General features: G+C 55.4%; 36 protein-coding genes. 34 read left to right on the top strand and 2 right to left on the bottom strand.

Going from position 1 to position 23,737, the window contains the following annotated elements; translation table 11 throughout:
* Positions 1 to 54 precede the first annotated feature (54 nt).
* The 32 genes from rpsL (at position 55) to rplQ (ending at position 18,398) form a co-directional block, all read left to right on the top strand.
* Positions 55 to 429 (top strand): 30S ribosomal protein S12, encoded by a 375-nt coding sequence (rpsL, locus tag ACQUQP_RS00425; protein WP_027855536.1) that lies wholly within the window; start codon positions 55 to 57, stop codon positions 427 to 429.
* A gap of 154 nt (positions 430 to 583) precedes the next feature.
* Positions 584 to 1,054 carry a 30S ribosomal protein S7 gene (gene rpsG / locus ACQUQP_RS00420; protein ID WP_432696865.1) on the top strand — a complete coding sequence of 157 codons (471 nt, stop codon included), beginning with the start codon at positions 584 to 586 and terminating at the stop codon, positions 1,052 to 1,054.
* A gap of 18 nt (positions 1,055 to 1,072) precedes the next feature.
* Positions 1,073 to 3,166: an elongation factor G gene (gene fusA, locus ACQUQP_RS00415; RefSeq protein WP_432696864.1), complete on the top strand. Its 2,094-nt coding sequence runs from the start codon at positions 1,073 to 1,075 to the stop codon at positions 3,164 to 3,166.
* 36 nt (positions 3,167 to 3,202) lie between these two features.
* Positions 3,203 to 4,396, top strand: coding sequence for an elongation factor Tu (gene tuf, locus ACQUQP_RS00410; RefSeq protein ID WP_432696863.1), 1,194 nt, complete (start codon positions 3,203 to 3,205; stop codon positions 4,394 to 4,396).
* 208 nt (positions 4,397 to 4,604) lie between these two features.
* On the top strand, positions 4,605 to 4,916 hold the full coding sequence (gene rpsJ / locus ACQUQP_RS00405) for a 30S ribosomal protein S10 (protein ID WP_104004650.1): 312 nt from the start codon (positions 4,605 to 4,607) through the stop codon (positions 4,914 to 4,916).
* A 111-nt stretch (positions 4,917 to 5,027) separates the two neighbouring features.
* Positions 5,028 to 5,666, top strand: coding sequence for a 50S ribosomal protein L3 (rplC, locus tag ACQUQP_RS00400; RefSeq protein ID WP_432696862.1), 639 nt, complete (start codon positions 5,028 to 5,030; stop codon positions 5,664 to 5,666).
* 11 nt (positions 5,667 to 5,677) lie between these two features.
* The gene (rplD, locus tag ACQUQP_RS00395) at positions 5,678 to 6,283 is read left to right on the top strand and encodes a 50S ribosomal protein L4 (protein ID WP_432696861.1); all 606 of its coding nucleotides are present in this window, start codon (positions 5,678 to 5,680) and stop codon (positions 6,281 to 6,283) included.
* Entirely contained in the window at positions 6,280 to 6,576 is a 297-nt protein-coding gene (rplW, locus tag ACQUQP_RS00390) for a 50S ribosomal protein L23 (protein WP_432696860.1), read from the top strand. The genes rplD and rplW overlap by 4 nt, the downstream gene beginning before the upstream one ends.
* A gap of 14 nt (positions 6,577 to 6,590) precedes the next feature.
* Positions 6,591 to 7,418, top strand: a complete 828-nt coding sequence (gene rplB, locus ACQUQP_RS00385; RefSeq protein WP_432696859.1) for a 50S ribosomal protein L2 — start codon at positions 6,591 to 6,593, stop codon at positions 7,416 to 7,418.
* Between the two features lie 12 nt (positions 7,419 to 7,430).
* Positions 7,431 to 7,709, top strand: a complete 279-nt coding sequence (rpsS, locus tag ACQUQP_RS00380) for a 30S ribosomal protein S19 (protein WP_104004645.1) — start codon at positions 7,431 to 7,433, stop codon at positions 7,707 to 7,709.
* A 7-nt stretch (positions 7,710 to 7,716) separates the two neighbouring features.
* Positions 7,717 to 8,049 carry a 50S ribosomal protein L22 gene (gene rplV / locus ACQUQP_RS00375; RefSeq protein WP_432696858.1) on the top strand — a complete coding sequence of 111 codons (333 nt, stop codon included), beginning with the start codon at positions 7,717 to 7,719 and terminating at the stop codon, positions 8,047 to 8,049.
* A gap of 25 nt (positions 8,050 to 8,074) precedes the next feature.
* Positions 8,075 to 8,755 (top strand): 30S ribosomal protein S3, encoded by a 681-nt coding sequence (rpsC, locus tag ACQUQP_RS00370; RefSeq protein WP_432696857.1) that lies wholly within the window; start codon positions 8,075 to 8,077, stop codon positions 8,753 to 8,755.
* An 11-nt stretch (positions 8,756 to 8,766) separates the two neighbouring features.
* Positions 8,767 to 9,180 (top strand): 50S ribosomal protein L16, encoded by a 414-nt coding sequence (gene rplP, locus ACQUQP_RS00365; protein WP_104004642.1) that lies wholly within the window; start codon positions 8,767 to 8,769, stop codon positions 9,178 to 9,180.
* On the top strand, positions 9,180 to 9,374 hold the full coding sequence (gene rpmC / locus ACQUQP_RS00360; protein WP_432696856.1) for a 50S ribosomal protein L29: 195 nt from the start codon (positions 9,180 to 9,182) through the stop codon (positions 9,372 to 9,374). Before rplP ends, rpmC begins: the two co-directional genes overlap by 1 nt.
* Positions 9,371 to 9,634, top strand: a complete 264-nt coding sequence (rpsQ, locus tag ACQUQP_RS00355; protein ID WP_132293759.1) for a 30S ribosomal protein S17 — start codon at positions 9,371 to 9,373, stop codon at positions 9,632 to 9,634. Before rpmC ends, rpsQ begins: the two co-directional genes overlap by 4 nt.
* Positions 9,635 to 9,713: 79 nt before the next feature.
* On the top strand, positions 9,714 to 10,082 hold the full coding sequence (rplN, locus tag ACQUQP_RS00350; RefSeq protein ID WP_432696855.1) for a 50S ribosomal protein L14: 369 nt from the start codon (positions 9,714 to 9,716) through the stop codon (positions 10,080 to 10,082).
* A gap of 100 nt (positions 10,083 to 10,182) precedes the next feature.
* Positions 10,183 to 10,506, top strand: a complete 324-nt coding sequence (gene rplX / locus ACQUQP_RS00345; RefSeq protein WP_432696854.1) for a 50S ribosomal protein L24 — start codon at positions 10,183 to 10,185, stop codon at positions 10,504 to 10,506.
* 15 nt (positions 10,507 to 10,521) lie between these two features.
* The gene (rplE, locus tag ACQUQP_RS00340; protein WP_432696853.1) at positions 10,522 to 11,061 is read left to right on the top strand and encodes a 50S ribosomal protein L5; all 540 of its coding nucleotides are present in this window, start codon (positions 10,522 to 10,524) and stop codon (positions 11,059 to 11,061) included.
* Between the two features lie 14 nt (positions 11,062 to 11,075).
* Complete coding sequence (rpsN, locus tag ACQUQP_RS00335) at positions 11,076 to 11,381, top strand: 30S ribosomal protein S14 (protein WP_432696852.1); 306 nt, start codon at positions 11,076 to 11,078, stop codon at positions 11,379 to 11,381.
* A gap of 92 nt (positions 11,382 to 11,473) precedes the next feature.
* Positions 11,474 to 11,866 carry a 30S ribosomal protein S8 gene (gene rpsH / locus ACQUQP_RS00330; RefSeq protein ID WP_432696851.1) on the top strand — a complete coding sequence of 131 codons (393 nt, stop codon included), beginning with the start codon at positions 11,474 to 11,476 and terminating at the stop codon, positions 11,864 to 11,866.
* A gap of 11 nt (positions 11,867 to 11,877) precedes the next feature.
* A complete protein-coding gene (gene rplF, locus ACQUQP_RS00325; RefSeq protein WP_432696850.1) occupies positions 11,878 to 12,411 on the top strand; it encodes a 50S ribosomal protein L6 in 534 nt (177 codons plus the stop codon).
* Between the two features lie 9 nt (positions 12,412 to 12,420).
* Complete coding sequence (gene rplR, locus ACQUQP_RS00320) at positions 12,421 to 12,771, top strand: 50S ribosomal protein L18 (RefSeq protein WP_432696849.1); 351 nt, start codon at positions 12,421 to 12,423, stop codon at positions 12,769 to 12,771.
* 11 nt (positions 12,772 to 12,782) lie between these two features.
* Entirely contained in the window at positions 12,783 to 13,286 is a 504-nt protein-coding gene (gene rpsE / locus ACQUQP_RS00315) for a 30S ribosomal protein S5 (protein WP_432696848.1), read from the top strand.
* Positions 13,287 to 13,289: 3 nt separating this feature from the next.
* Positions 13,290 to 13,472, top strand: a complete 183-nt coding sequence (rpmD, locus tag ACQUQP_RS00310; protein WP_104004632.1) for a 50S ribosomal protein L30 — start codon at positions 13,290 to 13,292, stop codon at positions 13,470 to 13,472.
* Between the two features lie 13 nt (positions 13,473 to 13,485).
* Positions 13,486 to 13,920, top strand: coding sequence for a 50S ribosomal protein L15 (rplO, locus tag ACQUQP_RS00305; RefSeq protein ID WP_432696847.1), 435 nt, complete (start codon positions 13,486 to 13,488; stop codon positions 13,918 to 13,920).
* Positions 13,921 to 15,246 (top strand): preprotein translocase subunit SecY, encoded by a 1,326-nt coding sequence (gene secY / locus ACQUQP_RS00300; protein WP_432696846.1) that lies wholly within the window; start codon positions 13,921 to 13,923, stop codon positions 15,244 to 15,246.
* A 17-nt stretch (positions 15,247 to 15,263) separates the two neighbouring features.
* Positions 15,264 to 15,380: a 50S ribosomal protein L36 gene (gene rpmJ, locus ACQUQP_RS00295; protein WP_027853981.1), complete on the top strand. Its 117-nt coding sequence runs from the start codon at positions 15,264 to 15,266 to the stop codon at positions 15,378 to 15,380.
* A gap of 149 nt (positions 15,381 to 15,529) precedes the next feature.
* A complete protein-coding gene (gene rpsM, locus ACQUQP_RS00290; RefSeq protein ID WP_432696845.1) occupies positions 15,530 to 15,886 on the top strand; it encodes a 30S ribosomal protein S13 in 357 nt (118 codons plus the stop codon).
* A 19-nt stretch (positions 15,887 to 15,905) separates the two neighbouring features.
* The gene (gene rpsK, locus ACQUQP_RS00285) at positions 15,906 to 16,295 is read left to right on the top strand and encodes a 30S ribosomal protein S11 (protein ID WP_036184377.1); all 390 of its coding nucleotides are present in this window, start codon (positions 15,906 to 15,908) and stop codon (positions 16,293 to 16,295) included.
* A gap of 15 nt (positions 16,296 to 16,310) precedes the next feature.
* Complete coding sequence (gene rpsD, locus ACQUQP_RS00280) at positions 16,311 to 16,931, top strand: 30S ribosomal protein S4 (protein ID WP_432696844.1); 621 nt, start codon at positions 16,311 to 16,313, stop codon at positions 16,929 to 16,931.
* 27 nt (positions 16,932 to 16,958) lie between these two features.
* Positions 16,959 to 17,963, top strand: coding sequence for a DNA-directed RNA polymerase subunit alpha (locus ACQUQP_RS00275; protein ID WP_432696843.1), 1,005 nt, complete (start codon positions 16,959 to 16,961; stop codon positions 17,961 to 17,963).
* Between the two features lie 39 nt (positions 17,964 to 18,002).
* On the top strand, positions 18,003 to 18,398 hold the full coding sequence (rplQ, locus tag ACQUQP_RS00270; RefSeq protein WP_432696842.1) for a 50S ribosomal protein L17: 396 nt from the start codon (positions 18,003 to 18,005) through the stop codon (positions 18,396 to 18,398).
* A 131-nt stretch (positions 18,399 to 18,529) separates the two neighbouring features.
* On the opposite strand, the gene uvrA is transcribed toward rplQ, so the two are convergent.
* Positions 18,530 to 21,349, bottom strand: a complete 2,820-nt coding sequence (uvrA, locus tag ACQUQP_RS00265; RefSeq protein WP_432696841.1) for an excinuclease ABC subunit UvrA — start codon at positions 21,347 to 21,349, stop codon at positions 18,530 to 18,532.
* Positions 21,350 to 21,509: 160 nt separating this feature from the next.
* Between uvrA and ssb the strand changes: the two genes are divergently transcribed.
* Both ssb and rfbD read left to right on the top strand, forming a co-directional pair.
* Positions 21,510 to 22,016 carry a single-stranded DNA-binding protein gene (gene ssb / locus ACQUQP_RS00260; RefSeq protein WP_432696840.1) on the top strand — a complete coding sequence of 169 codons (507 nt, stop codon included), beginning with the start codon at positions 21,510 to 21,512 and terminating at the stop codon, positions 22,014 to 22,016.
* Positions 22,017 to 22,330: 314 nt separating this feature from the next.
* On the top strand, positions 22,331 to 23,314 hold the full coding sequence (rfbD, locus tag ACQUQP_RS00255; protein WP_432696839.1) for a dTDP-4-dehydrorhamnose reductase: 984 nt from the start codon (positions 22,331 to 22,333) through the stop codon (positions 23,312 to 23,314).
* Here the strand turns inward: rfbD and ACQUQP_RS00250 are convergent.
* Complete coding sequence (locus ACQUQP_RS00250) at positions 23,252 to 23,641, bottom strand: SirB2 family protein (protein WP_432696838.1); 390 nt, start codon at positions 23,639 to 23,641, stop codon at positions 23,252 to 23,254. The two genes, rfbD and ACQUQP_RS00250, sit on opposite strands and share 63 nt — an antisense overlap.
* Positions 23,642 to 23,737: the final 96 nt, after the last annotated feature.

The raw sequence follows: 23,737 nt of genomic DNA, 5'->3' as shown, positions 1-23,737 counted from the left end.
GCAGGCCCGGTCTTTTTAGTATGGTGCTAATAAACCAAACGTGGAGTTTGCTTAATGGCAACAATTAACCAGCTGGTGCGCAAGCCGCGTAAGCGCGCAGTCCAGAAGAGCGACGTTCCTGCTCTCCAGGCATGCCCCCAGCGTCGTGGCGTATGTACCCGTGTGTACACCACTACCCCGAAGAAGCCGAACTCGGCACTGCGTAAAGTCTGCCGTGTGCGTCTGACCAACGGTTATGAAGTATCTTCCTACATCGGTGGTGAAGGTCATAACCTGCAGGAGCACTCTGTTGTTCTGATCCGTGGCGGTCGTGTTAAAGACCTTCCGGGTGTGCGTTACCACACTGTTCGTGGTTCTCTGGACTGCTCCGGCGTTAACGGCCGTAAGCAGGGTCGTTCCAAGTACGGTGCGAAACGTCCGAAGTCTTGATCCCTCGTTAGACGGCGAGGCTTTGCCAGTCAGGTGTCCGAATAACCGGCCCGAAGCTGTTTGGCTAACCCGAAAGACGATAAGAGTAAGGACAGGTGTCGTTTGACATCCTGATGAACCTGAAGACCTTTTTACATTTTTAGAGGGCTTATCAATGCCTAGAAGACGCGTTGCTGCGAAGCGTGAAATCCTGCCGGATCCTAAATTCGGTAACATTACCCTGGCAAAATTTATCAACCATCTGATGATCAGCGGCAAGAAGTCCGTCGCTGAGCGCATCGTGTATGGTGCACTGAGCAAAGTAGAAGAGCGTACCAAGGGTGACGCTATCGAACTGTTCGACAAGGCGCTGGAAACTGTTGCGCCGGCCGTAGAAGTTAAGTCCCGCCGTGTCGGTGGTGCTACCTACCAGGTCCCCGTTGAAGTTCGCCCGTCCCGCCGCACGGCTCTCGCCATGCGCTGGCTGGTTGACGCTGCACGCAAACGTGGTGAGAAATCCATGGATCTGCGTCTGGCCGGTGAACTGATCGATGCTGCTGAAGGTCGTGGCGCTGCTGTCAAGAAACGCGAAGACGTGCATCGTATGGCCGAAGCCAACAAGGCCTTCGCCCACTACCGCTTCTAATTTTCAGAGGAATCTGTCGTGGCTCGTAAAACTCCTATCGAGCGCTACCGTAATATCGGTATTTGCGCTCACGTAGACGCCGGCAAGACCACCACCACCGAGCGTGTCCTGTTCTACACAGGTCTGTCTCACAAAATCGGTGAGGTACATGAAGGTGCGGCTACCATGGACTGGATGGAGCAGGAGCAGGAGCGTGGTATCACTATCACCTCAGCTGCCACTACCTGTTTCTGGCAGGGCATGAACCAGCAGTTCGACCAGCACCGCGTAAACATCATCGATACCCCGGGACACGTTGACTTCACTATCGAAGTTGAACGTTCCCTGCGTGTACTCGACGGTGCCGTTGTTGTTCTGTGTGCCTCCTCTGGTGTTCAGCCGCAGACTGAAACCGTTTGGCGTCAGGCTAACAAGTACGAAGTTCCACGCATGGTGTTCGTCAACAAGATGGACCGTGCCGGCGCTGACTTCTACATGGTTGAAAGCCAGCTGAAGAACCGTCTGGGTGCTACAGCTGTGCCGATCAACCTGCCGATCGGTGCCGAAGATGACTTCAAAGGTGTTGTCGACCTGGTTGTCATGAAGGCGATCTGGTGGAACGAAGACGACATGGGTATGACCTACGAACTGGGTGATATCCCGGCTGAACTTCAGGCCAAGGCTGAAGAGTACCGTGAGCACATGGTCGAAGCCGCTGCCGAAGCTTCTGAAGAGCTGATGGAGAAATACCTCGAAGAGGGTGAACTCAGCGAAGACGAGATCAAGGCTGGTCTGCGCGCCCGTACCCTGGCTAACGAAGTTGTTCTGATGCTGGCAGGTTCTGCCTTCAAGAACAAAGGCGTTCAGGCGGTTCTGGATGCGGTTATCGAATACCTGCCTTCTCCGAAAGAAGTTAAGGCGATCGAAGGTACTCTGGACGACGCAGCTGAGACTGTTGACACCCGTGAAGCTGACGACAGTGCGCCGTTCGCTTCCCTGGCGTTCAAGATCGCTACCGACCCGTTCGTTGGTACCCTGACCTTTATCCGCGTCTACTCCGGTGTGCTCAAGTCCGGCGACAGCGTCTACAATTCTGTGAAGCAGAAGAAAGAGCGCGTTGGTCGTATGGTGCAGATGCACGCGAACAGCCGTGAAGAGATCAAGGAAGTGCTGGCAGGCGACATCGCTGCACTGATCGGTCTGAAGGATGTAACCACTGGTGACACCCTGTGCGACCTGGACAACAAGATTGTTCTCGAGCGCATGGAATTCCCGGATCCGGTTATCTCCGTAGCGGTTGAGCCGAAATCCAAAGCGGACCAGGAAAAGATGGGTATCGCTCTGGGTAAACTGGCTCAGGAAGACCCCTCTTTCCGCGTCGAAACCGACGAGGAAACCGGTCAGACCATCATCTCCGGTATGGGTGAGCTTCACCTGGACATCATCGTTGACCGTATGCGTCGCGAGTTCAAGGTAGAAGCAAACATCGGTAAACCTCAGGTTGCGTACCGCGAGAAGATCCGTAAGCCGGTCGTTGCGAACCACAAGTTTGCGCGTCAGTCCGGTGGTCGTGGTCAGTACGGTCATGTCGTTGTTGAGTTCTCGCCGTCCGAAGAAGAAGGGCTGGAGTTTGTCAGCGAGATCGTTGGTGGTTCTATTCCTAAGGAATACATCCCGGCGGTCCAGAAGGGTATCGAAGAGCAGATGCAGAACGGCGTTATCGCGGGCTACCCGCTGATCGGCCTGAAAGCACGTCTGTACGACGGTTCCTTCCACGAAGTTGACTCCAACGAGATGGCGTTTAAAATCGCGGCATCTCAGGCGCTCAAGAAGTACGCAATGGAAGCAAGCCCCTGCCTGCTCGAGCCGATCATGAAGGTCGAAGTCGTGACACCTGAAGAATACATGGGTGACGTGATGGGTGACCTTAACCGTCGCCGTGGCCTGGTTCAGGGCATGGAAGACAGCTCGTCCGGTAAGGTGATCAACGCTGAAGTACCGCTGGGTGAGATGTTCGGTTATGCGACCGACCTGCGCTCCGCGTCTCAGGGTCGTGCCACCTATTCTATGGAGTTCAAGGGCTATGCCGAAGCTCCGCAGAATATTGCCGAAGCTGTAACTAAGCAGAACTAATTTAAGCCTAATTGCTTGATTTAAGAGGATATACTCGTGGCTAAAGAAGCTTTTTCCCGTAGCAAGCCGCACGTAAACGTCGGCACTATCGGTCACGTTGACCATGGTAAAACCACTCTGACCGCTGCGCTGACTCGCGTATGTTCAGAAGTTTGGGGCGGCGCTGCCGTTGCCTTTGACGGTATCGACAAAGCACCGGAAGAGCGTGATCGTGGTATCACCATCAACACTTCTCACGTTGAGTACGAGTCTCCGATTCGTCACTACGCGCACGTTGACTGCCCGGGACACGCCGACTACGTCAAGAACATGATCACCGGTGCTGCCCAGATGGACGGCGCGATCCTGGTATGTTCTGCTGCCGACGGCCCCATGCCGCAGACTCGTGAGCACATCCTGCTGTCTCGCCAGGTAGGCGTTCCTTACATCATCGTGTTCCTGAACAAGGCTGACATGGTTGATGACGAAGAGCTGCTCGAGCTGGTCGAAATGGAAGTGCGCGAGCTGCTGGACAGCTACGACTTCCCGGGAGACGACACTCCGATCATCATCGGTTCTGCCCTGATGGCGCTGAACGGTGAAGACGACAACGAAATGGGTACTACCGCTGTCAAGAAGCTGGTTGAAGCCCTGGATTCATACATCCCTGAGCCGGAGCGTGCCGTTGATCAGCCGTTCCTGATGCCGATCGAGGACGTATTCTCCATCTCTGGTCGTGGTACCGTTGTTACCGGTCGTATCGAGCGTGGCATCCTGAAGACTGGCGACGAAATCGAAATCGTTGGTATCAAGGACACCACCAAGACTACCTGTACTGGTGTTGAGATGTTCCGCAAGCTGCTGGACGAAGGTCGTGCAGGCGAGAACGTTGGTGCGCTGCTGCGTGGTACCAAGCGTGACGAAGTTGAGCGTGGTCAGGTCCTGGCTAAGCCGGGTTCCATCACTCCGCACACTGGCTTCGAAGGCGAAGTTTACGTACTGAGCAAAGAAGAAGGCGGTCGTCACACTCCGTTCTTCAAAGGCTACCGTCCGCAGTTCTACTTCCGTACTACCGATATCACTGGTGCGGTTGAGCTGCCGGAAGGCGTTGAGATGGTAATGCCGGGCGACAACGTCCAGATGAACGTTACCCTGATCAACCCGATCGCGATGGAAGAAGGTCTGCGCTTCGCCATCCGTGAAGGTGGTCGTACTGTTGGTGCTGGCGTGGTTTCCAAAATCACTGCTTAATCCTTCGATCTGCTAGATCAGAAAAGGCCCTCTTTCGAGGGCCTTTTTCGTTTCCCGCCTCTCGAGCGCAGATCCTCTTCTGCGTATTGATCAATTTTTGTACCTTTTCTGTTGACGCTACCCTGACCGCTGAGTAAAATTTGCCTCCCCTTAGTAAAGGGGTGGTCGGCTATTGCCGTAAAGAAACTTAAGGAAATGCGTGATCAGAATGCAGAACCAAAAAATCAGAATTCGTCTGAAGGCTTTTGATCATCGCCTGATCGACTCCTCCGCTCTGGAAATCGTAGAGACTGCCAAGCGGACCGGTGCTCAGGTGTGTGGTCCGATCCCACTTCCTACCCGCAAAGAGCGTTACACCGTTCTGGTTTCCCCGCACGTCAACAAAGACGCGCGCGACCAGTACGAAATCCGTACGCACAAGCGAGTCCTCGACATCGTTGAGCCGACAGAAAAAACTGTCGACGCACTGATGAAGCTGGATCTGGCTGCGGGTGTCGAAGTGCAGATCAGCCTCGGCTAATCAGCACTGCGCAGAATTATTAACTTAATGAAGCGCTATTTGTGGAATGCGCCTGAAAAGGGCAGCCATAGCGGGTGACAGCCCCGTACACAACTGGCAAGAGGTAAAAAAATGTCTGTAGGACTTATCGGACGTAAAGCGGGTATGACTCGCATCTTCACAGATGAGGGCGTGTCCGTGCCAGTCACCGTCATCGAGGTGGAACCGAACCGTGTAACCAGCGTTAAGTCAGTTGAAGCTGACGGCTACGCTGCTGTGCAGGTGACTACCGGTGCTAAGAAGGCTAACCGCCTGTCTAAGCCGGAAGCTGGTCACTATGCCAAGGCTGGCGTTGAAGCCGGTCGCGGTTTGTGGGAGTTCCGCGTGAATGGTGATGAGGGTATCAACGTCGGCGACGCGCTGACAGTTGAGCGCTTCGAAGCAGGTCAGAAAGTTGACGTAACAGGTCAGTCTAAAGGTAAAGGCTTCCAGGGCGGCGTTAAGCGCTGGAACTTCCGTACCCAGGACAACACCCACGGTAACTCTCTTTCTCACCGTGCTCCGGGTTCCATTGGTCAGTGCCAGACCCCGGGTCGTGTCTTCAAAGGTAAAAAGATGGCAGGTCACATGGGCGCCGAGCGCTGCACAGTCCAGACTCTGGAAGTCGTGCGCGTTGACGCTGAACGTAACCTGTTGATCGTCAAGGGTGCCATTCCTGGTGCTCCGGGCGGCGACGTCATCGTTAAACCTGCTGTTAAAGCACGCGGCTAAAGGGGGCTACCATGAATTTGAATCTGACTGGAGCCAACGGTTCGGTTGAAGTATCCGAACTGGCTTTTGGTAAAGAGTTCAATGAGGCACTGGTACACCAGGTTGTGACTGCTTACATGGCAGCCGGCCGTCAGGGTACCAAGGGCCAGAAAAACCGTTCTGCCGTCTCCGGCGGTGGTGCGAAGCCCTTCCGTCAGAAGGGTACCGGTCGTGCTCGTCAGGGTACTACCCGTTCGCCGATCTGGCGCACCGGTGGTGTTACCTTCGCTGCACAGCCGCGTGATCACTCTCAGAAAGTAAACAAAAAGATGTATCGCGCAGCAATGCGTTGCATCCTGTCTGAGCTGGTGCGTCAGGAGCGTCTCGTTGTTGTAGAAGAGTTCGCTGTAGAAGCACCGAAGACCAAGCCGTTTATCGCCAAGCTGAAAGAGCTTGAGCTGGATAACGCGCTGCTGATTACTGAAGACGTCGAACAGAATCTGTACCTGGCTGCCCGCAACGTTCCGCACGTGGATGTTCGCGATGCTGCCGGTATCGACCCGGTTAGCCTGGTCGGCTTTGAAAAGGTTCTGATCACCGTGCCGGCACTGAAGAAGATCGAGGAGGTGTACGCATGAACCCGGAACGCATCTATAAAGTGCTGCTCGGTCCGCACATCTCTGAAAAGGCCACTATCGTCGCTGAAGGTACTCAGCAGGTAGTGTTCCGCGTGTCTTCAGACGCGACCAAGCCGGAAATCAAACAGGCTGTCGAAGAGCTGTTCAACGTAAAAGTTGAAGGCGTGAACGTACTGAACATCAAGGGCAAGACCAAGCGCACTCAGCGTGGCATGGGCAAGCGCTCTGATGTTCGTAAAGCGTACGTTCGTCTGGCCGACGGTTCTGAGATTGATTTCCTGGCTGGCGAATAAGAGGGGTTTGAACAATGGCAATTGCAAAAACTAAGCCGACCTCTGCCGGACGTCGTCACGTCGTAAAGGTAAGCGGTGCTGACCTGTACAAGGGCAAGCCGCACGCCGCACTGGTCGAAAAGAACTCGAAGTCTGGCGGTCGTAACAACAACGGACGTATTACTACTCGTCACGTTGGCGGTGGTCACAAGCATCACTACCGCAAAATCGACTTCCGTCGTAACAAGGATGGTATCCCCGCTGTTATCGAGCGTGTGGAATACGATCCGAACCGTTCTGCGCACATCGCGCTGCTGAAATACGCCGATGGCGAGCGTCGTTACATCATCGCTCCCAAGGGTCTGAAGGCAGGTGCTCCGGTGCAGTCCGGTGAAGTAGCTGACATCAAGCCGGGTAACGCTATGCCGCTGCGCAACGTGCCGCTGGGTAGCACCGTGCATTGTGTCGAGCTCAAGCCTGGTAAAGGTGCACAGCTGGCTCGCTCTGCGGGTTCCTCCGCTCAGCTGGTTGCTCGTGAAGGCGCTTATGCGACTCTGCGACTGCGTTCTGGCGAGATGCGTAAAGTCCTGGCCGAGTGCCGTGCGACTCTGGGTGAAGTTAGCAACTCTGAACACAGCCTGCGTCAGCTGGGTAAAGCCGGTGCCAAGCGTTGGCGTGGTGTTCGCCCGACCGTTCGCGGTGTTGCGATGAACCCGGTAGATCACCCGCACGGTGGTGGTGAGGGTCGTACCTCTGGTGGTCGTCACCCGGTTACTCCGTGGGGCGTTCCGACCAAGGGTTACAAGACTCGCAAGAACAAGCGTACCGATAAGCTTATCGTACGCCGTCGTCAGTCTAAATAAGGGGAATCAGCTGTGCCACGTTCACTGAAGAAAGGTCCTTTTATCGACCTTCACCTGCTGAAAAAGGTAGAAGCTGCAATCGAAGCTAATGAGCGTCGTCCGATCAAAACCTGGTCACGTCGTTCTACAGTCTTCCCGAACTTTGTCGGGCTGACGATTGCAGTACATAACGGCCGCCAGCATGTACCGGTGTTCATCACCGAAGACATGGTCGGTCATAAACTAGGTGAGTTTGCTGCTACTCGTACATACCGCGGTCATGCAGCCGACAAGAAGGCCAAGAAGAAGTAAGGGGTAGATGATGGAAGTTATCGCCAAGCATAAAGGCGCCCGCATCTCCGCTCAGAAGGCCCGTCTGGTCGCAGATCAGATCCGTGGTAAGTCTGTGGGCGAAGCTCTGAATATCCTGGCGTTCAGCAGCAAGAAAGGTGCTGATCTGGTCAAGAAGGTGCTGGAGTCTGCAATCGCGAATGCGGAGCACAACGAAGGTGCCGATATTGATGAACTGCGCGTGTCTGCGATTTTCGTTGATGAAGGTATGACCATGAAGCGCATCATGCCGCGTGCCAAAGGCCGCGCTGATCGCATCCTGAAGCGTACCTCGCACATCACCGTCAAGGTCGCTGACTAAGAGCTGAAAGCCAGGAGAGTTTGATATGGGTCAGAAAGTAAACCCAACCGGTATCCGGCTTGGTGTCATCAAGGACCACACCTCTGTGTGGTACGCCGACAAAGCCGATTATGCCAACAAACTGCTGAACGATCTCCAGGTGCGCAACTACCTGGAAGGACAGCTGAAGAACGCGTCTGTAAGCCGTATCGAGATTGAGCGTCCGGCTCAGAACGCTAAGATCACCATCCATACAGCCCGCCCCGGTATCGTTATCGGTAAGAAGGGTGAGGATGTCGAGAAGCTGCGCGCTGCTGTTTCCGAGATGATGGGTGTGCCTGTGCACATCAACATCGAAGAAGTACGCAAGCCTGATCTCGATGCCCAGCTGGTCGCCCAGGGCGTTGCCAGCCAGCTCGAGCGCCGTGTTATGTTCCGTCGTGCCATGAAGCGCGCGGTTCAGAACGCTATGCGTATCGGTGCCAAGGGTATCAAGATTCAGCTGGGTGGCCGTCTCGGTGGTGCAGAAATCGCACGTACCGAGTGGTACCGCGAAGGTCGTGTGCCGCTGCACACCCTGCGTGCTGATATCGACTACGCCACTTATGAAGCTCACACCACTTACGGTGTGATTGGCGTAAAAGTATGGATCTTCAAGGGCGAGATCCTCGGTGGCCTGGAACAGGTACGTGCCGAGAAGAAAGCGCCTGCGAAGAAAGGTAAGTGAGGTAGACGTCAATGCTGCAACCGAAACGTCTCAAATTCCGCAAAATGCACAAAGGCCGCAACCGTGGTCTGGCACAGCGCGGTAGCAAGGTCAGCTTTGGTGAGTTCGCTCTGAAAGCGACTGATCGCGGTCGTATCACAGCGCGTCAGATCGAAGCTGCCCGTCGTACCATGACTCGTCACGTTAAGCGTGGTGGTAAGATCTGGATCCGTATTTTCCCGGACAAGCCGATCACTACCAAGCCGCTTGAAGTTCGTATGGGTAAAGGTAAGGGTAACGTGGAGTACTGGGTTGCTCAGATCCAGCCGGGTAAGGTGCTGTTCGAAATGAGCGGTGTTCCGGAAGATCTGGCTCAGGAAGCCTTCGCCCTGGCGGCAGCCAAGCTGCCGGTTCAGACAACCTTTGTTAAGCGGACGGTGATGTGATGAAAGCACAGGAACTGCGTGACAAGTCCGTAGAAGAGCTTCAGCAGTCTCTGCTGGATCTTCTCAAGGACCAGTTCAACCTGCGTATGCAGAAGGCAACTGGCCAGCTGGCACAGACTCACCTGCTGGGTCAGGTTCGTCGCGACATCGCTCGCGTTAAGACAGTACTCAACGAAAAGCAGGTGGCTAAATGAGCGCTGAAAAACGTACTCGTACTGTGACCGGCAAGGTCGTCAGTGACAAGATGGATAAGACCATCACAGTTCTGGTCGAGCGTCGTGAGAAGCACCCGATCTACGGCAAGTACATCAAACGCTCCACCAAACTGCACGCTCACGATGAGAAGAATGAGTGTCAGATGGGTGATCTGGTGACCATCGCCGAATCTCGCCCGCTGTCCAAGACCAAAACTTGGTCTCTGGTTCGCATTGAAGAGCGCGCAGCTAAGGTGTAATATATTGCGCCTTTGCTGCTCCAGTTGCCGGTTCGCCTGCTGAGAAGCAGGCGACGGATAAAAGTTTGTGGAGTAGACCATGATTCAGACTGAAACGATGCTTGATGTTGCCGATAACAGCGGCGCCAAGCGTGTGCAGTGTATTAAGGTCCTGGGTGGTTCTCACCGCCGCTACGCTTCTGTTGGTGACGTTATCAAAGTCACCGTCAAGGAAGCGATTCCGCGCGGTAAGGTGAAAAAAGGCCAGGTTCTTAAGGCTGTCGTAGTGCGTACCCGTAAAGGTGTTCGTCGTCCTGACGGTTCACTGATCCGCTTTGATACTAACTCTGCGGTTCTGCTGAACAACAACGATGCCCCGATCGGTACTCGTATCTTCGGCCCAGTAACGCGTGAACTTCGCTCAGAGAAGTTCATGAAGATCATTTCCCTGGCGCCTGAAGTGCTTTAAGACCCCTGAATTTTTCAGGGCTCTTGCTAAAACGCCATTCCCGGAAGGGTTTGGCGTTTTTGAGCATGAGGAAGGTAGCAGGAAACGAAGGTAATTCTAAATGCGCAAGATTCGTCGCGACGATGAAATCATCGTGATCGCAGGTAAAGACAAGGGCAAGCGTGGCACCGTCATGCGCGTCCTGGAAAACGATCGTCTGATCGTGTCTGGCATCAACATGATCAAGAAACACCAGAAGCCGAACCCGATGCTGCAGCAGCCGGGTGGTATTGTTGAGAAGGAAGCGCCGATCGCAACTTCCAACGTTGCCATCTTCAATGCGCAGACCGGCAAGGGTGATCGTGTAGGCTTCAAGCTGCTTGAAGACGGCACCAAGGTACGTTTCTTCAAGTCCACCGGCGAGCTCGTCGCCGGAGATAAGTAAGAGAGGTTGGTGCAAATGTCCAGACTGAAAGCGCTTTACGCAAACGAAGTTAAGAGCCAGCTCAAAGAAGAGCTGAACTCACCGAACATCATGGCTGTACCCCGCATCACCAAGATCACCCTGAACATGGGTGTTGGTGAAGCTCTGGGTGACAAGAAGCAGCTCGAGAATGCAGTTGCCGATATGACCGCTATCGCGGGTCAGAAGCCGATCGTTACCAAAGCACGCAAATCTATCGCGGGCTTCAAGGTACGTGAAGGCTGGCCGATCGGCTGTAAGGTTACTCTGCGCGGCGAGCGCATGTGGGAATTCCTCGACCGTCTGGTTGATATTTCCATTCCGCGTATCCGCGACTTCCGTGGTCTGAATGCCAAGTCTTTCGACGGCCGCGGTAACTACAGCATGGGTGTTAAAGAGCAGATCATCTTCCCGGAAATCGACTACGACAAGGTCGATAAGCTGCGTGGTCTTGATATCACTATCACCACTACCGCGAAGAACAACGACGAAGGTCGTGCACTGCTGTCTGCGCTGCAGTTCCCGTTCAAGAAATAAGACAGGGTTGAACCATGGCTAAAGTTTCTATGATCAATCGCGAGCTCAAGCGCGAAAAATTGGCGGCTAAGTACGCCGAAAAACGCGCCCAGCTCAAAGCAATTGTTGCTAGCCCGAACAGCTCAGAAGATGAGGTTTGGGAAGCACAGATCGCGCTGCAGAAGCTGCCGCGCGATGCTAGCCCGGCGCGCAAGCAGCGTCGCTGCCAGGTTACTGGCCGTCCGCACGGTGTATACCGTAAATTCGGACTGTGCCGTAACAAGCTGCGTGAAGCAGCTATGCGTGGCGATGTCCCGGGCCTGAAGAAGGCGAGCTGGTAAGTCCACTCGCCAAACGGTAAGCACGGCGGTCAGGGCGAAACCCGTGAGGGCTTCGCTACCGCGTCGTGCTGCACTAAGAGGATGTTAAAAGCATGAGTATGCAAGACACACTCGCGGATATGTTCACCCGTATCCGTAACGGACACATGTCAGAAAAACAGGCTGTGTCCCTGCCGTCCTCCAAACAGAAGCTGGCGGTTGCCAAGGTTCTGAAAGAGGAAGGTTATATCACTGACTACTCCGTAGAAGGTGATGCGAAGCCGGTTATGACCATCGAACTCAAGTATTTCGAAGGCAAGCCTGTTATCGAAAGCATTCAGCGTGTAAGCCGCCCGAGTCTGCGTGTCTACAAGAGCGCCGGCGAGCTGCCGAACGTTGCTGATGGTCTCGGTGTCGCAATTATCTCAACCAGCAAAGGCGTCATGACCGATCGCGCCGCTCGAGCAGCGGGTATCGGTGGTGAAGTCGTCTGCACGGTCTTCTAAGAGGTATTCCGATGTCACGAATTGCGAAGAAACCCGTTGCAGTACCAGCAGGCGTTGAGATCAAAATCGATGGCCAGGCTGTATCTATCAAGGGCAAGAACGGTCAGCTGAACCTGGACGCTCACCCGGCGGTTGCTGTAGAGCAGGCCGACGGCGAGCTTAAGTTCGCACCGCGCGATGGCTCCAAGCAGTCTATGGCCCTTACCGGTACGGTTCGCTCCCTGGTGAACAACATGGTGGTCGGCGTTAGCGAAGGCTTCAATAAGACCCTCACCCTCCAGGGCGTTGGTTACCGCGCCGCAGCGAAGGGTAAGGTTCTGAACCTGACTCTGGGCTTCTCTCACCCGATCGATTACGAACTGCCTGAAGGTGTTTCCGCTGAAACACCGAACCCGACCACAGTGATTATCAGCGGTGCTGATAAGCAGGCTGTAGGTCAGGTGGCTGCAGAAGTTCGCGGCTTCCGTCCGCCTGAGCCTTACAAAGGTAAAGGTGTTCGCTATGCCGACGAATATGTACGCCGCAAAGAGGCTAAGAAGAAGTAAGGCAGGGTCATGAACGTAAAGAAAGAAGCTCGTATCCGTCGTGCTCGTCGTGCTCGCGCAAACATGCGTGAACAGGGCGCTGTACGTCTCTGCGTCAACCGCACCCCGCGTCACATCTACGCTCAGGTTATCGCTGCTGATGGCAGCAAGGTACTGGCTAGCGCCTCTACCCTTGAGAAAGACCTGCGTGAAGGGGCTACTGGAAACATCGAAGCTGCCAAGAAAATTGGCGCGCTGATCGCTGAACGTGCGAAAGAAGCAGGTGTTACCGAAGTCGCGTTTGACCGCTCAGGTTTTAAATACCACGGTCGTGTGGCGGCACTTGCTGATGCTGCTCGCGAAGGCGGCCTGGAATTCTAAAGGTTTCGAATATGGCAAATCACGAACAGAAAGACGGTGAACTGCAGGAGAAGCTGGTTCAGGTAAACCGCGTCGCCAAAGTGGTAAAAGGCGGTCGTATTTTCGGTTTTACCGCGCTGACTGTAGTCGGTGATGGCAATGGTCGTGTCGGCTTTGGTCGTGGCAAGGCGCGTGAAGTGCCGGTCGCTATCCAGAAGGCGATGGAGCAGGCTCGTCGCAACATGGTCAGTGTTAACCTGAACGGTCACACTCTGCAGTACCCGGTCAAGGCAAACCACGGCTCTGCCAAGGTTTACATGCAGCCGGCCTCTGAAGGTACCGGTGTAATCGCTGGTGGCGCAATGCGCTCAGTTCTCGAACTGGCAGGTGTCCACAACGTACTGGCTAAGTGCTACGGCTCTACCAACCCGGTTAACGTTGTTCGCGCAACCGTTAAAGGCCTGGCCTCCATCAAGTCACCGGAAGATATTGCTGCCAAGCGTGGCAAGTCTGTCGACGAGATCCTGGGGAGCTAAGACATGGCTGACAAGATCAAGGTTACACTGGTGCGCAGCCCGATCGGCACTCTGCCGAAGCACAAAGCGTGCGTAAAAGGTCTGGGACTGCGTCGCATCGGTCACGTTGTTGAAGTGGAAGACACTCCGGCAGTACGTGGCATGATCAACAAAGTTAACTACATGGTTCAGGTAGTTAGCGAGTAAGAGGAGTGACCCAATGCGTTTGAACTCTCTGCGCCCGGGCGCCGGCTCCAAACAGGCACCCAAGCGTGTCGGTCGTGGTATCGGCTCCGGTCTGGGTAAGACTGGTGGCCGTGGCCACAAGGGTTTGAAATCCCGCTCAGGCGGTAGTGTAAACCCGGGTTTTGAAGGCGGTCAGATGCCGATTCAGCGTCGTCTGCCGAAATTTGGCTTCAATTCCCGTAAAGCGCGTTACGTCGCTGAAATCCGTCTCAACGAGCTGGTTGCAGCTGGTGTTGACGTGGTTGATCTGGACGCGCTGAAACAGGCAGACATCATCAAGCAGGAAATCAAAACTGCGCGTGTGATCCTGTCTGGTGAGATCAATAAGGCAGTCACCGTTAAAGGTCTTAAAGTGACCAAGGGTGCTCAGGCTGCGATCGAAGCTGCTGGCGGTAAAGTCGAGGCGTAAATGGCTAAGAAAGGACAAATACCAGCGGGAATGCAGAGCGGACTTGGCGAGCTTTGGGCTCGCCTGCGCTTCGTTCTCATTGCGGTCATCGTTTACCGGATCGGGGCACATATCCCGGTTCCGGGTATCAACCCTGACCGACTCGCTGCGCTGTTTGATCAGAATCAGGGGACGATCCTGAGCCTGTTCAATATGTTCTCTGGGGGCGCACTGGAACGCATGTCGATCCTGGCGCTGGGTATCATGCCGTATATCTCTGCATCCATTATCATGCAGTTGATGACGATCGTGAGCCCGACTCTCGAGCAATTGAAGAAAGAAGGCGAAGCAGGGCGTCGCAAGATTAACCAATATACCCGTTACGCAACGGTGGCTCTGGCCACGGTGCAGTCGCTGGGTATGGCGGTTGGCCTTGCCAACCAGGGTGTGGCGTTCAGCGCCAGTATCAGCTTCTATTTCGTTGCTGTGGTCACGCTGGTTGCCGGTGCAGTTTTCCTTATGTGGCTTGGTGAACAGGTTACTGAAAAGGGGATCGGCAACGGTATTTCCATTCTGATCTTCGCGGGTATTGTGGCCGGGTTGCCCAGCGCAATCGGCCAGTCCTTTGAAGCGGCGCGCCAGGGTGATCTTAACATCCTCGCGCTGCTGGCTATCGCTGTGATGGCGGTGGCTACTGTGGGCTTTGTGGTATTTATGGAACGCGGCCAGCGCCGCATCACCATCAATTACGCAAAACGCCAGCAGGGCCGCCGTGTATACGCTGCACAGTCCAGCCACCTGCCGCTGAAGGTGAACATGGCCGGGGTTATCCCGCCGATCTTCGCCTCCAGTATTCTGCTGTTCCCGGCGTCAGTCGGGCAGTGGTTCGGTCAGGGTGAAGGCATGGGCTGGCTGCAGGATGTGGCTCTGGCTCTTGGGCCGGGACAGCCGTTGTACATCCTGCTGTTCGCTATTGCGATCGTGTTCTTCTGCTACTTCTACACTGCGATTGTTTTCAATCCGCGTGACGTGGCAGATAACCTGAAAAAATCGGGTGCCTTTATTCCTGGGATCCGTCCTGGTGAGCAGTCCGCACGTTACATCGATACGGTGCTGAGCCGCCTGACTCTGTTCGGCGCGCTGTACATCACTGCCGTGTCACTGATGCCGCAGTTCCTCGTCGTCGCCTGGAACGTACCCTTCTACTTTGGAGGTACTTCCCTGCTGATCGTCGTGGTTGTGGTGATGGACTTCATGGCGCAGGTGCAATCACACCTGATGTCGCATCAGTACGAATCACTGATGAAAAAATCGAATCTTAAAGGCGGCGCGGGTCTCCTGCGCTAAGCCGAATGAGGTGGATCATGAAAGTACGCGCATCTGTTAAAAAGATTTGCCGTCACTGCAAGATCGTACGTCGCAACGGTTCCGTGCGCGTGATCTGCAAAGTGGAACCCCGACACAAACAGCGCCAGGGTTAATCCACGATTGGCTGGTTGTTGGAGGGCCGCGCGACGCGTCTTGATTTAAAAATGATCAGGGTGTAGTATTGCGCGCCTTCCACGAACTATTTGATTAAATTGGTTCCCGCATTCAGTCAGTCGGGGACTTCAAACATGGAGTACATTGAATGGCCCGTATAGCTGGCGTCAATATTCCTGACAATAAGCATGCGGTAATTTCTCTGACTTACATTTACGGTATTGGCCGCACGACTGCTAAGCAGATCCTGGATGCTACCGGCATCGCTCCGACCACCAAGGTCGCAGATCTGTCTGAAGAGCAGCTCGATAATGTTCGTGGTGAAATTGCCAAGTTGACAGTTGAAGGCGACCTGCGTCGCGAAGTCAACATGAACATCAAGCGTCTTATGGACCTCGGTTGCTTCCGTGGCCTGCGTCACCGTCGTAATCTGCCGGTTCGCGGTCAGCGCAGCAAAACCAATGCTCGCACCCGTAAGGGCCCGCGCAAGCCGATCCGTAAGTAAGCGATAGGAATTTCCGAATATGGCAAAGCCAGGTAATCGCACACGTAAAAAGGTTAAAAAGCAGGTAGCGGATGGCCTCGCGCACATCCACGCCTCTTTTAACAACACTATTATCACCATAACCGATCGTCAGGGTAACGCACTGTCTTGGGCGACTTCTGGTGGTTCAGGTTTCCGTGGTTCCCGTAAAAGCACTCCGTTCGCTGCGCAGGTTGCTGCTGAGCGTGCTGGTAATGCTGCACTGGAATACGGTCTGAAAAACCTGGACGTGTTTGTGAAGGGCCCGGGACCGGGTCGCGAATCTGCTGTACGCGCTCTGAACGCTTGCGGCTATAAGATCACAAACATCACCGATGTGACCCCGATTCCGCACAACGGCTGTCGCCCGCCGAAGAAGCGTCGCGTTTAATCTGGAGACGGTAATATGGCTCGTTATCTTGGACCTAAGTGCAAGCTGTCCCGTCGCGAAGGCACCGACCTCTTCCTGAAGAGCGGTGTTCGCGCACTCGATAGCAAGTGCAAAGCAGAAGCAGTACCCGGTATGCATGGCGCCCGTCGTGGTCGCCTGTCTGACTACGGTCTGCAGCTGCGTGAAAAACAGAAAGTACGTCGTACCTACGGTATCCTGGAACGTCAGTTCCGTAGCTACTACAAAGAAGCGGCTCGTCAGAAAGGTGCAACAGGTGAAGTCCTGCTGCAGCTTCTGGAAAGCCGTCTGGACAACGTCGTGTACCGCATGGGTTACGGTTCTACCCGCGCGGAAGCTCGTCAGATCGTTTCTCACCGTCAGATCACCGTTAACGGTCAGTCTGTGAATGTACCCTCTTACCAGGTGCAGGAAGGTGATGTGATCGCCGTACGTGAGAAAGCCAAAAACCAGCTTCGCATCAAGCATGCGCTGGAACTGGCTGCTCAGCGTGCACCGGTTGAGTGGGTTGAGGTAGATGCAGCGAAAATGGAAGGTGTCTTCAAGGCACGTCCGGAACGCAGCGATCTGTCTGCCGATATCAACGAGCACCTGATCGTTGAGCTCTACTCCAAGTAATTCTTGAACTCTTGACTGGTGGAATTAATGCAGCGTTCAGTAAACGAGTTTCTTAGCCCACGTCACATCGACGTGCAGGAGATCAGTAAGACACGCGCCAAAGTGACTCTCGAGCCGCTTGAGCGTGGATTCGGTCATACTCTGGGCAATGCGCTGCGCCGTATTCTGCTCTCTTCCATGCCTGGCTGTGCCATCACGGAAGTAGAGATTGATGGTGTGCTGCACGAATACAGCAGCATCGAAGGGGTTCAGGAGGATGTCATTGAGATCCTGCTGAACCTCAAGGGTGTTGCCATTCTGCTGCACAACGCAGATGAAGCGGTGCTGACTCTTAGCAAGTCCGAGCCCGGTCCCGTGACAGCTGGTGATATCCAGCTGACTCAGGACGTTGAAGTTGCCAATCCCGATCACGTGATTGCGCACCTCAACACCGGCGCAAACCTGAATATGCACCTGACGGTTAGCCGTGGTCGCGGCTACGTGCCAGCAGATGCCCGTATCAGCGAGGACGATGAAACTCGTGCTATTGGTCGTCTGCAGCTCGACGCTACGTACAGCCCTGTACTGCGTGTTTCGTACGCGGTAGAGAGTGCACGTGTTGAGCAGCGTACCGACCTGGATAAACTCGTTATTGATATCGAGTCCAACGGTACCATCGATCCGGAAGAGTGCATCCGTCGTGCGGCAACAATCCTGCAGCAGCAGCTGGCAGTATTTGTTGACCTCGAGGATGCCAGTGAGCAGACCAAGTCCGAGCCGGCTGAGCCGGAGATCGATCCGGTTCTGCTGCGTCCGGTAGACGACCTGGAGCTGACTGTTCGTTCCGCTAACTGTCTGAAAGCAGAGCAGATCTACTACATCGGTGATCTGATCCAGCGCACCGAAGTAGAGCTGCTGAAGACTCCTAACTTGGGCAAGAAGTCCCTGACCGAGATCAAGGACGTGCTGGCGTCCAAAGGTCTGTCCCTGGGAATGCGTCTTGAGAACTGGCCGCCGGCCAGCCTCAAGGGCGACGACAAGGCGGCCTCTTAAGGTCTGGCTTCTAACCCTAAGTTGCAAAGGATTTAGAAAATGCGTCATCGTAAATCTGGTCGACACTTTAATCGTACAAGTGCGCACCGCAAGGCGATGTTCAAAAACATGGCAGTGTCTCTGTTCGAACACGAACTGATTAAGACTACTCTGCCTAAAGCGAAAGAACTGCGCCGCTTTGCTGAGCCGCTGATCACTCTGGCCAAGACTGATTCCGTTGCGAATCGTCGTCTGGCATTCTCGCGCACTCGCAGCCCTGAGGCTGTGGGCAAGCTGTTCAACGAACTGGGCCCGCGTTTCGCGGATCGTCCGGGTGGTTACATCCGCATTCTGAAATGCGGTTACCGCGCCGGCGACAACGCGCCGATGGCTTACGTTGAGCTGGTTGACCGTGCGCCTGGCCAGGCTGCTGTCGAAGAGTCTGCAGAAGACTAATTCGGTACTAGCCCGGTTACGAAAAACCCGATCCCTGGATCGGGTTTTTTTGTGTCTGTAATCCGGGATGGGGTAATAAAAAAGGTGGCCACTGGCCACCTTAGGTCGATTTAACGGCGGAAAATCCGGGGTTAAAGCAGAGACTTCAGGAAGCGTCCGGTATGAGAGGCGGGGTTTTGTGCCACCTCCTCCGGTGTACCCGTGGCGATTATTTCGCCACCGCCGCTGCCCCCCTCGGGTCCAAGATCGATGATCCAGTCGGCGGTTTTGATGACATCCAGATTGTGTTCAATGACAACGATGGTGTTGCCGTGATCGCGCAATCTGTTCAGGACACCCAGCAACTGCTCGATATCGTAGAAGTGCAGACCGGTAGTTGGTTCATCAAGTATATAGAGTGTTTTGCCGGTATCCCGCTTGGAGAGTTCACGCGCAAGTTTCACCCTCTGTGCTTCACCGCCGGACAGGGTCGTAGCGGCCTGGCCCAGACGGATGTAGCTCAGGCCCACGTCGATCAGTGTCTGCAGGCGGCGGGCCAGCGCAGGAATGGCGTCGAAGAATTCACGCGCATCCTCGACGGTCAGCTCCAGCACTTCGTGGATGTTCCGGCCCTTGTATTTAACATCCAGGGTTTCCCGGTTGTAACGATGTCCCTTGCAGACGTCACAGGGCACATAGATATCGGGCAGGAAATGCATCTCGACCTTGATAACACCGTCCCCCTGACAGGCCTCGCAGCGGCCGCCTTTTACGTTGAAACTGAAGCGGCCCGGTTTGTAACCGCGGGAGCGCGCTTCCTGAGTGCCGGCGAACAGCTCCCGCACCTGGGTGAAAATGCCGGTATAGGTGGCTGGATTGGAGCGTGGTGTCCGGCCGATTGGGCTTTGATCGATATCGATCACCTTGTCGAACTGGTCCAGACCCTCGATCTTGGCATAGGGTGCTGCTTCCAGGGTGGTGGCCTTGTTCAGCTCGGTCGCTGCAACGGGGAACAGGGTGTTGTTGATCAGTGTTGACTTGCCGGAACCGGAAACGCCGGTGATGCAGGTGAACAGGCCCACCGGCAGCTCCAGGGTTACATTTTTAAGGTTGTTTCCGCTGGCTCCTTTAAGGCGCAACATGGCATCAGGGTCGCAGGGGTTGCGTTGATCCGGGACGCTGATACACCGGGTACCACTGAGGTACTGGCCGGTCATGGAGTCTTCGCAGGCCATCACCTCAGCAGGTGTGCCATCGGCGATAACCCGGCCACCGTGAACACCTGCCCCCGGGCCTATGTCGATCACCCAGTCGGCCATGCGGATAGCGTCTTCATCGTGCTCAACGACGATGACGGTATTACCCAGGCTGCGCAGGTGCTCCAGGGTTTTCAGCAGGCGCTCGTTATCCCTCTGGTGCAGACCGATGGAAGGTTCATCGAGTATGTACATTACGCCTACAAGACCGGCACCGATCTGGCTGGCCAGGCGGATTCGCTGTGCTTCGCCGCCGGACAGAGTTTCGGCGCTGCGCTCCAGTGACAGGTAGTCCAGACCCACGTTGACCAGGAACGACAGGCGTTCGCGGATCTCCTTGAGAATCTTTTCCGCGATTTCGCCCTGTTTGCCGCTGAGTTTCAGCCCCTCGAAATAGTCACTGGCACTGCCTATCGGCAGGTGCACAAGTTCCGGCAGGGTGCGCTCATCGATGTAGACGTGACGCGCGTCACGACGCAGGCGGGTACCGTGACAGCTGGGGCAGGGCTGCATATTAAGGTATTTGGCCAGGTCCTCACGCACCATCTCCGACTCGGTTTCACGGTAGCGGCGTTCCAGGTTGTTGAGCACGCCTTCGAACGGATGCGACTTGGTGATCACGGTGCCACGATCGTTAACGTATTCGAACGGCACCTCCACTTTGGCGCTGCCCTCCAGAATGATTTTCTGGTGTTTGGAATCCAGTTCCTGAAACGGGGTGTCCATATCGAAGCTGAAATGCTTCGCCACCGCCTTGAGCTGCTGGTAATAGTACAGTGAGCGGCGATCCCAGCCGCGAATGGCGCCTTCAGACAGCGTCAGGCTGCGGTCATGGACAACCTTGGCCGGATCGAAGTACTGACGCACACCGAGGCCGTCGCAGCTCGGGCAGGCGCCATGGGGGTTGTTGAACGAGAACATGCGGGGTTCAAGTTCGTGGATACTGTGACCGCATTTCGGGCAGGCAAAGCGGGCGGAGAACACCAGTTCCTCCTGGTCATCGTCCATCCAGGCCACGGTTGCCACGCCGTCGGTCAGGTTGAGGGCGGTCTCGAAGGACTCGGCCAGCCGGGTCTGCAGGTCATCGCGGACCTTGAAGCGGTCGACCACTACCTCGATGTCGTGCTTCTTGTTTTTATCCAGTGCCGGCGCCTCGTCCAGGTCCACAACGATGCCGTTGATGCGCGCGCGCACGAAACCCTGGGCGCGCAGATCCGCAAGCACATGGAGATGCTCGCCCTTGCGGTTCTGTACCATCGGTGCCAGCAACATCAGTTTGCTGCCCTCGGGCAGAGCCAGTACCTGGTCGACCATCTGGCTGATGGTCTGGGCCTGTAGCGGCAGATCGTGATCCGGGCAGCGTGGCTCGCCGGCACGGGCAAACAGCAGACGCAGGTAGTCGTAGATCTCGGTAATGGTGCCGACGGTGGATCGCGGGTTATGCGAGGTGGATTTCTGCTCGATGGAGATCGCGGGGGAAAGCCCCTCAATATGATCCACATCGGGTTTTTCCATCATCGACAGGAACTGTCGGGCGTAGGTGGAAAGTGATTCGACATAACGTCTCTGGCCCTCGGCATACAGGGTGTCGAAGGCGAGGGAGGACTTGCCGGATCCGGACAGGCCGGTGATGACGATCAGCTTGTCGCGCGGGATATCCAGATCAATGTTCTTCAGGTTATGCGTACGGGCACCGCGTACCAGAATCTTGTCCATGAACTCTCCGGCCAGAATGAGCAAAACGACTATTATAGGCGTTCACAGAGGGCGCCTTAAACCGCTTTGCTGTGTTATTCTGAGCGTTACGCGTTCCGCCCGAAAAAGGAGATTTCGGCGGACGATGAGTTGTGAATTAAACCGCTAAGTGGAGACAAAGATGGCGCGTGGCATCAACAAAGTAATTCTGGTCGGTAATCTGGGCGGCGACCCCGAAGTACGCTACATGCCCTCTGGTAACGCGGTTACCAACGTAACCGTAGCGACCAGTGAGTCCTGGAAGGACAAGCAGTCCGGTCAGCAGCAGGAACGTACTGAATGGCACAGGGTTGTGTTTTTCAACCGCCTGGCCGAGATCGCCGGTGAATACCTGCGTAAGGGCTCGAAAGTTTATGTCGAAGGCTCCCTGCGCACCCGCAAATGGCAGGGCCAGGACGGTCAGGACCGTTACACCACGGAAATCGTCGCCAGCGAAATGCAGATGCTCGACAGTCGTGGCGGTGAAGGCGGTGGTTATTCACAGCCTGATCCGATGGGATATGGTCAGCCTCCGGCCCAGCAGCCGCGTCAACCGCAGCGCCAGGCTCCGCAGCAGCCGCCTCAGCAACAGCCGCAGCAGCCGGCGGCTCCGGATATGGACCCGTTCGACGACGATATCCCCTTCTGAGGCTATTACTCACGCGAATAGCCGGTTTACCGCTACCCGATGCTGGCCGTTTCGGGTAGCGGTAGACAACCTCGCTGGACCCCCATCGTTACACAACGCTTTGCACCTAAGCTGAGGCCGTTGCGGCTGTAGGCGATACCGTATACTTGTGCTATGAATGTACCACTCCCACTGGGATTTGCTGGACGTAATTGGTTCCAGTTTCAATCTGTTAGGTTTGGGTATGGTGGTTAGCATACTGGGCTAACGGCGGTGGCGTCGGTTCGGGCTGTTGTCTGCCTGCAAGTGAGAGGTTTGAGGAGAGAAAAACCGTTTTGGAAAGCGTTTCCCAATTTTACACGGAGCCAACCAGGCTGCTGATAACCGGGGCTGAAGGCCAGATCGGCAGGGCACTGGTGCGCATTATTCAGGACGATTCCCATTTCAGAGTAACGGCGCTGACCAAACGTCAGCTCGATATCACCCGGCGCGAGCAGCTTACCGAGATCCTGGCCTCCGACCTGCCGGACTATGTCGTTAACTGCGCCGGTTTTAATCGGGTTGATCCGTCCGAGCGGAATCCTGAACGCGCCTACGCCGTCAATGCGGAAGGGCCGCGGCTGCTGGCCGAGCTCTGTGGTGAACTGTCGATCCCTCTGTTGCACCTCTCATCCGACTATGTCTTCGATGGCCACTATGCCAGTGGTTACACCGAAGCGGACGATGCGGCGCCGCTCGGGGTTTACGGTAACAGCAAGTGGGAAGGCGAAGAGCTGATACGACAGCTGCTGCCGCGCCACATTATTCTCCGTGTCAGCTGGATTTTCAGTGAGACCGGCAGCAACTTCCTGTTGAAAACGCTGCAGCAGGCGCGAAAAGAGAACTGCGTGCTGGCGGCGGATGATCGGCGTGGCTGCCCCACGTCCGCCGATGATGTGGCGCGGGTGCTGGTCGCAATCCTCAAACAGCTGGCCAATGGCGCCGATGCCTGGGGCACTTACCATTACTGTGGCGCGGAAATAACAACGCGCTACGGTTTCAGCGAAGCGATTCTGGCAGCTGCGCGTCAGTATGAAGAGCTGAAAGTCAGCGAGCTGATGCCGGTGGCGTCGAAAGATCTGCCGAACGAATCAGTGGAACGTCCGGCTTCGTCTGTCCTCAAATGTAGTAAGCTGTTAAATACCTTTGGTATTCGCCAACGCCCCTGGCGCATTGAATTGCAGCGCCTGGTGCGTGAACTTTATGAGTCGGGCGCGTTAAAACAGGCCGATAGTCGGGGAATGAATCCGGGCGACCGCGACCAGGTAGCCGAGGCTTAGCAGGGCGAATAACAGGGCTGTCAGACGCGTCCTGCGGGTACGTCCGCGTTTCAACGCCAGCGTGCCAAATACAATGTAAAGCAGCAATGCCGTCAGTTTCGCGGTCAACCAGTGGTTCACCAGCGGATACTGGTGGATCAGGAACATCAGCCCTGTGCCGCTGAGCAGCAGCAGGGTATCGATGACATGAGGGACCACTCGGACCCAGCGCCAGTTCAGGCCCCTGGGATACCAAAGCATCAGCGCCGAGCGAAAAAGAAACAGCATGATGGTCAGTGCTACCGTGGTGAGGTGAAAGTGTTTCAGGGCAATATAAAGACTGGACATGTTCCGAAGGATCAACAGGTTGTGAGTTCGGAGAGCACCTTGAGCGATCGGTCGTTTTGAGTCAAATAATATAAGAATGTTAGTAGTGGTGGTTCT

It is taken from the genome of Marinobacterium sp. YM272 (assembly GCF_050908845.1).
GTDB lineage: Bacteria > Pseudomonadota > Gammaproteobacteria > Pseudomonadales > Balneatricaceae > Marinobacterium_D.
This window is presented reverse-complemented; position numbering and strand designations above follow the sequence as displayed.

What these genes read in the sequence shown, in the direction of transcription:
- rplD (WP_432696861.1), top strand. Translation starts at nt 5,678, where the DNA reads ATGAATTTGAATCTGACTGGAGCCAACGGTTCGGTTGAAGTATCCGAA.
- rplO (WP_432696847.1), top strand. Translation starts at nt 13,486, where the DNA reads ATGCGTTTGAACTCTCTGCGCCCGGGCGCCGGCTCCAAACAGGCACCC.
- rpsQ (WP_132293759.1), top strand. Translation starts at nt 9,371, where the DNA reads ATGAGCGCTGAAAAACGTACTCGTACTGTGACCGGCAAGGTCGTCAGT.
- rpsC (WP_432696857.1), top strand. Translation starts at nt 8,075, where the DNA reads ATGGGTCAGAAAGTAAACCCAACCGGTATCCGGCTTGGTGTCATCAAG.
- rplC (WP_432696862.1), top strand. Translation starts at nt 5,028, where the DNA reads ATGTCTGTAGGACTTATCGGACGTAAAGCGGGTATGACTCGCATCTTC.
- secY (WP_432696846.1), top strand. Translation starts at nt 13,921, where the DNA reads ATGGCTAAGAAAGGACAAATACCAGCGGGAATGCAGAGCGGACTTGGC.
- rpsG (WP_432696865.1), top strand. Translation starts at nt 584, where the DNA reads ATGCCTAGAAGACGCGTTGCTGCGAAGCGTGAAATCCTGCCGGATCCT.
- rplP (WP_104004642.1), top strand. Translation starts at nt 8,767, where the DNA reads ATGCTGCAACCGAAACGTCTCAAATTCCGCAAAATGCACAAAGGCCGC.
- rplW (WP_432696860.1), top strand. Translation starts at nt 6,280, where the DNA reads ATGAACCCGGAACGCATCTATAAAGTGCTGCTCGGTCCGCACATCTCT.
- ACQUQP_RS00250 (WP_432696838.1), bottom strand. Translation starts at nt 23,641, where the DNA reads ATGTCCAGTCTTTATATTGCCCTGAAACACTTTCACCTCACCACGGTA.
- rplE (WP_432696853.1), top strand. Translation starts at nt 10,522, where the DNA reads ATGTCCAGACTGAAAGCGCTTTACGCAAACGAAGTTAAGAGCCAGCTC.
- rpmC (WP_432696856.1), top strand. Translation starts at nt 9,180, where the DNA reads ATGAAAGCACAGGAACTGCGTGACAAGTCCGTAGAAGAGCTTCAGCAG.
- rplX (WP_432696854.1), top strand. Translation starts at nt 10,183, where the DNA reads ATGCGCAAGATTCGTCGCGACGATGAAATCATCGTGATCGCAGGTAAA.
- rpsD (WP_432696844.1), top strand. Translation starts at nt 16,311, where the DNA reads ATGGCTCGTTATCTTGGACCTAAGTGCAAGCTGTCCCGTCGCGAAGGC.
- rpsJ (WP_104004650.1), top strand. Translation starts at nt 4,605, where the DNA reads ATGCAGAACCAAAAAATCAGAATTCGTCTGAAGGCTTTTGATCATCGC.
- rpsN (WP_432696852.1), top strand. Translation starts at nt 11,076, where the DNA reads ATGGCTAAAGTTTCTATGATCAATCGCGAGCTCAAGCGCGAAAAATTG.
- rpmJ (WP_027853981.1), top strand. Translation starts at nt 15,264, where the DNA reads ATGAAAGTACGCGCATCTGTTAAAAAGATTTGCCGTCACTGCAAGATC.
- uvrA (WP_432696841.1), bottom strand. Translation starts at nt 21,349, where the DNA reads ATGGACAAGATTCTGGTACGCGGTGCCCGTACGCATAACCTGAAGAAC.
- rplB (WP_432696859.1), top strand. Translation starts at nt 6,591, where the DNA reads ATGGCAATTGCAAAAACTAAGCCGACCTCTGCCGGACGTCGTCACGTC.
- ACQUQP_RS00275 (WP_432696843.1), top strand. Translation starts at nt 16,959, where the DNA reads ATGCAGCGTTCAGTAAACGAGTTTCTTAGCCCACGTCACATCGACGTG.
- rpmD (WP_104004632.1), top strand. Translation starts at nt 13,290, where the DNA reads ATGGCTGACAAGATCAAGGTTACACTGGTGCGCAGCCCGATCGGCACT.
- rpsK (WP_036184377.1), top strand. Translation starts at nt 15,906, where the DNA reads ATGGCAAAGCCAGGTAATCGCACACGTAAAAAGGTTAAAAAGCAGGTA.
- rpsL (WP_027855536.1), top strand. Translation starts at nt 55, where the DNA reads ATGGCAACAATTAACCAGCTGGTGCGCAAGCCGCGTAAGCGCGCAGTC.
- rplF (WP_432696850.1), top strand. Translation starts at nt 11,878, where the DNA reads ATGTCACGAATTGCGAAGAAACCCGTTGCAGTACCAGCAGGCGTTGAG.
- rpsM (WP_432696845.1), top strand. Translation starts at nt 15,530, where the DNA reads ATGGCCCGTATAGCTGGCGTCAATATTCCTGACAATAAGCATGCGGTA.
- rpsH (WP_432696851.1), top strand. Translation starts at nt 11,474, where the DNA reads ATGAGTATGCAAGACACACTCGCGGATATGTTCACCCGTATCCGTAAC.
- rplN (WP_432696855.1), top strand. Translation starts at nt 9,714, where the DNA reads ATGATTCAGACTGAAACGATGCTTGATGTTGCCGATAACAGCGGCGCC.
- rplV (WP_432696858.1), top strand. Translation starts at nt 7,717, where the DNA reads ATGATGGAAGTTATCGCCAAGCATAAAGGCGCCCGCATCTCCGCTCAG.
- rplQ (WP_432696842.1), top strand. Translation starts at nt 18,003, where the DNA reads ATGCGTCATCGTAAATCTGGTCGACACTTTAATCGTACAAGTGCGCAC.
- rplR (WP_432696849.1), top strand. Translation starts at nt 12,421, where the DNA reads ATGAACGTAAAGAAAGAAGCTCGTATCCGTCGTGCTCGTCGTGCTCGC.
- ssb (WP_432696840.1), top strand. Translation starts at nt 21,510, where the DNA reads ATGGCGCGTGGCATCAACAAAGTAATTCTGGTCGGTAATCTGGGCGGC.
- rpsE (WP_432696848.1), top strand. Translation starts at nt 12,783, where the DNA reads ATGGCAAATCACGAACAGAAAGACGGTGAACTGCAGGAGAAGCTGGTT.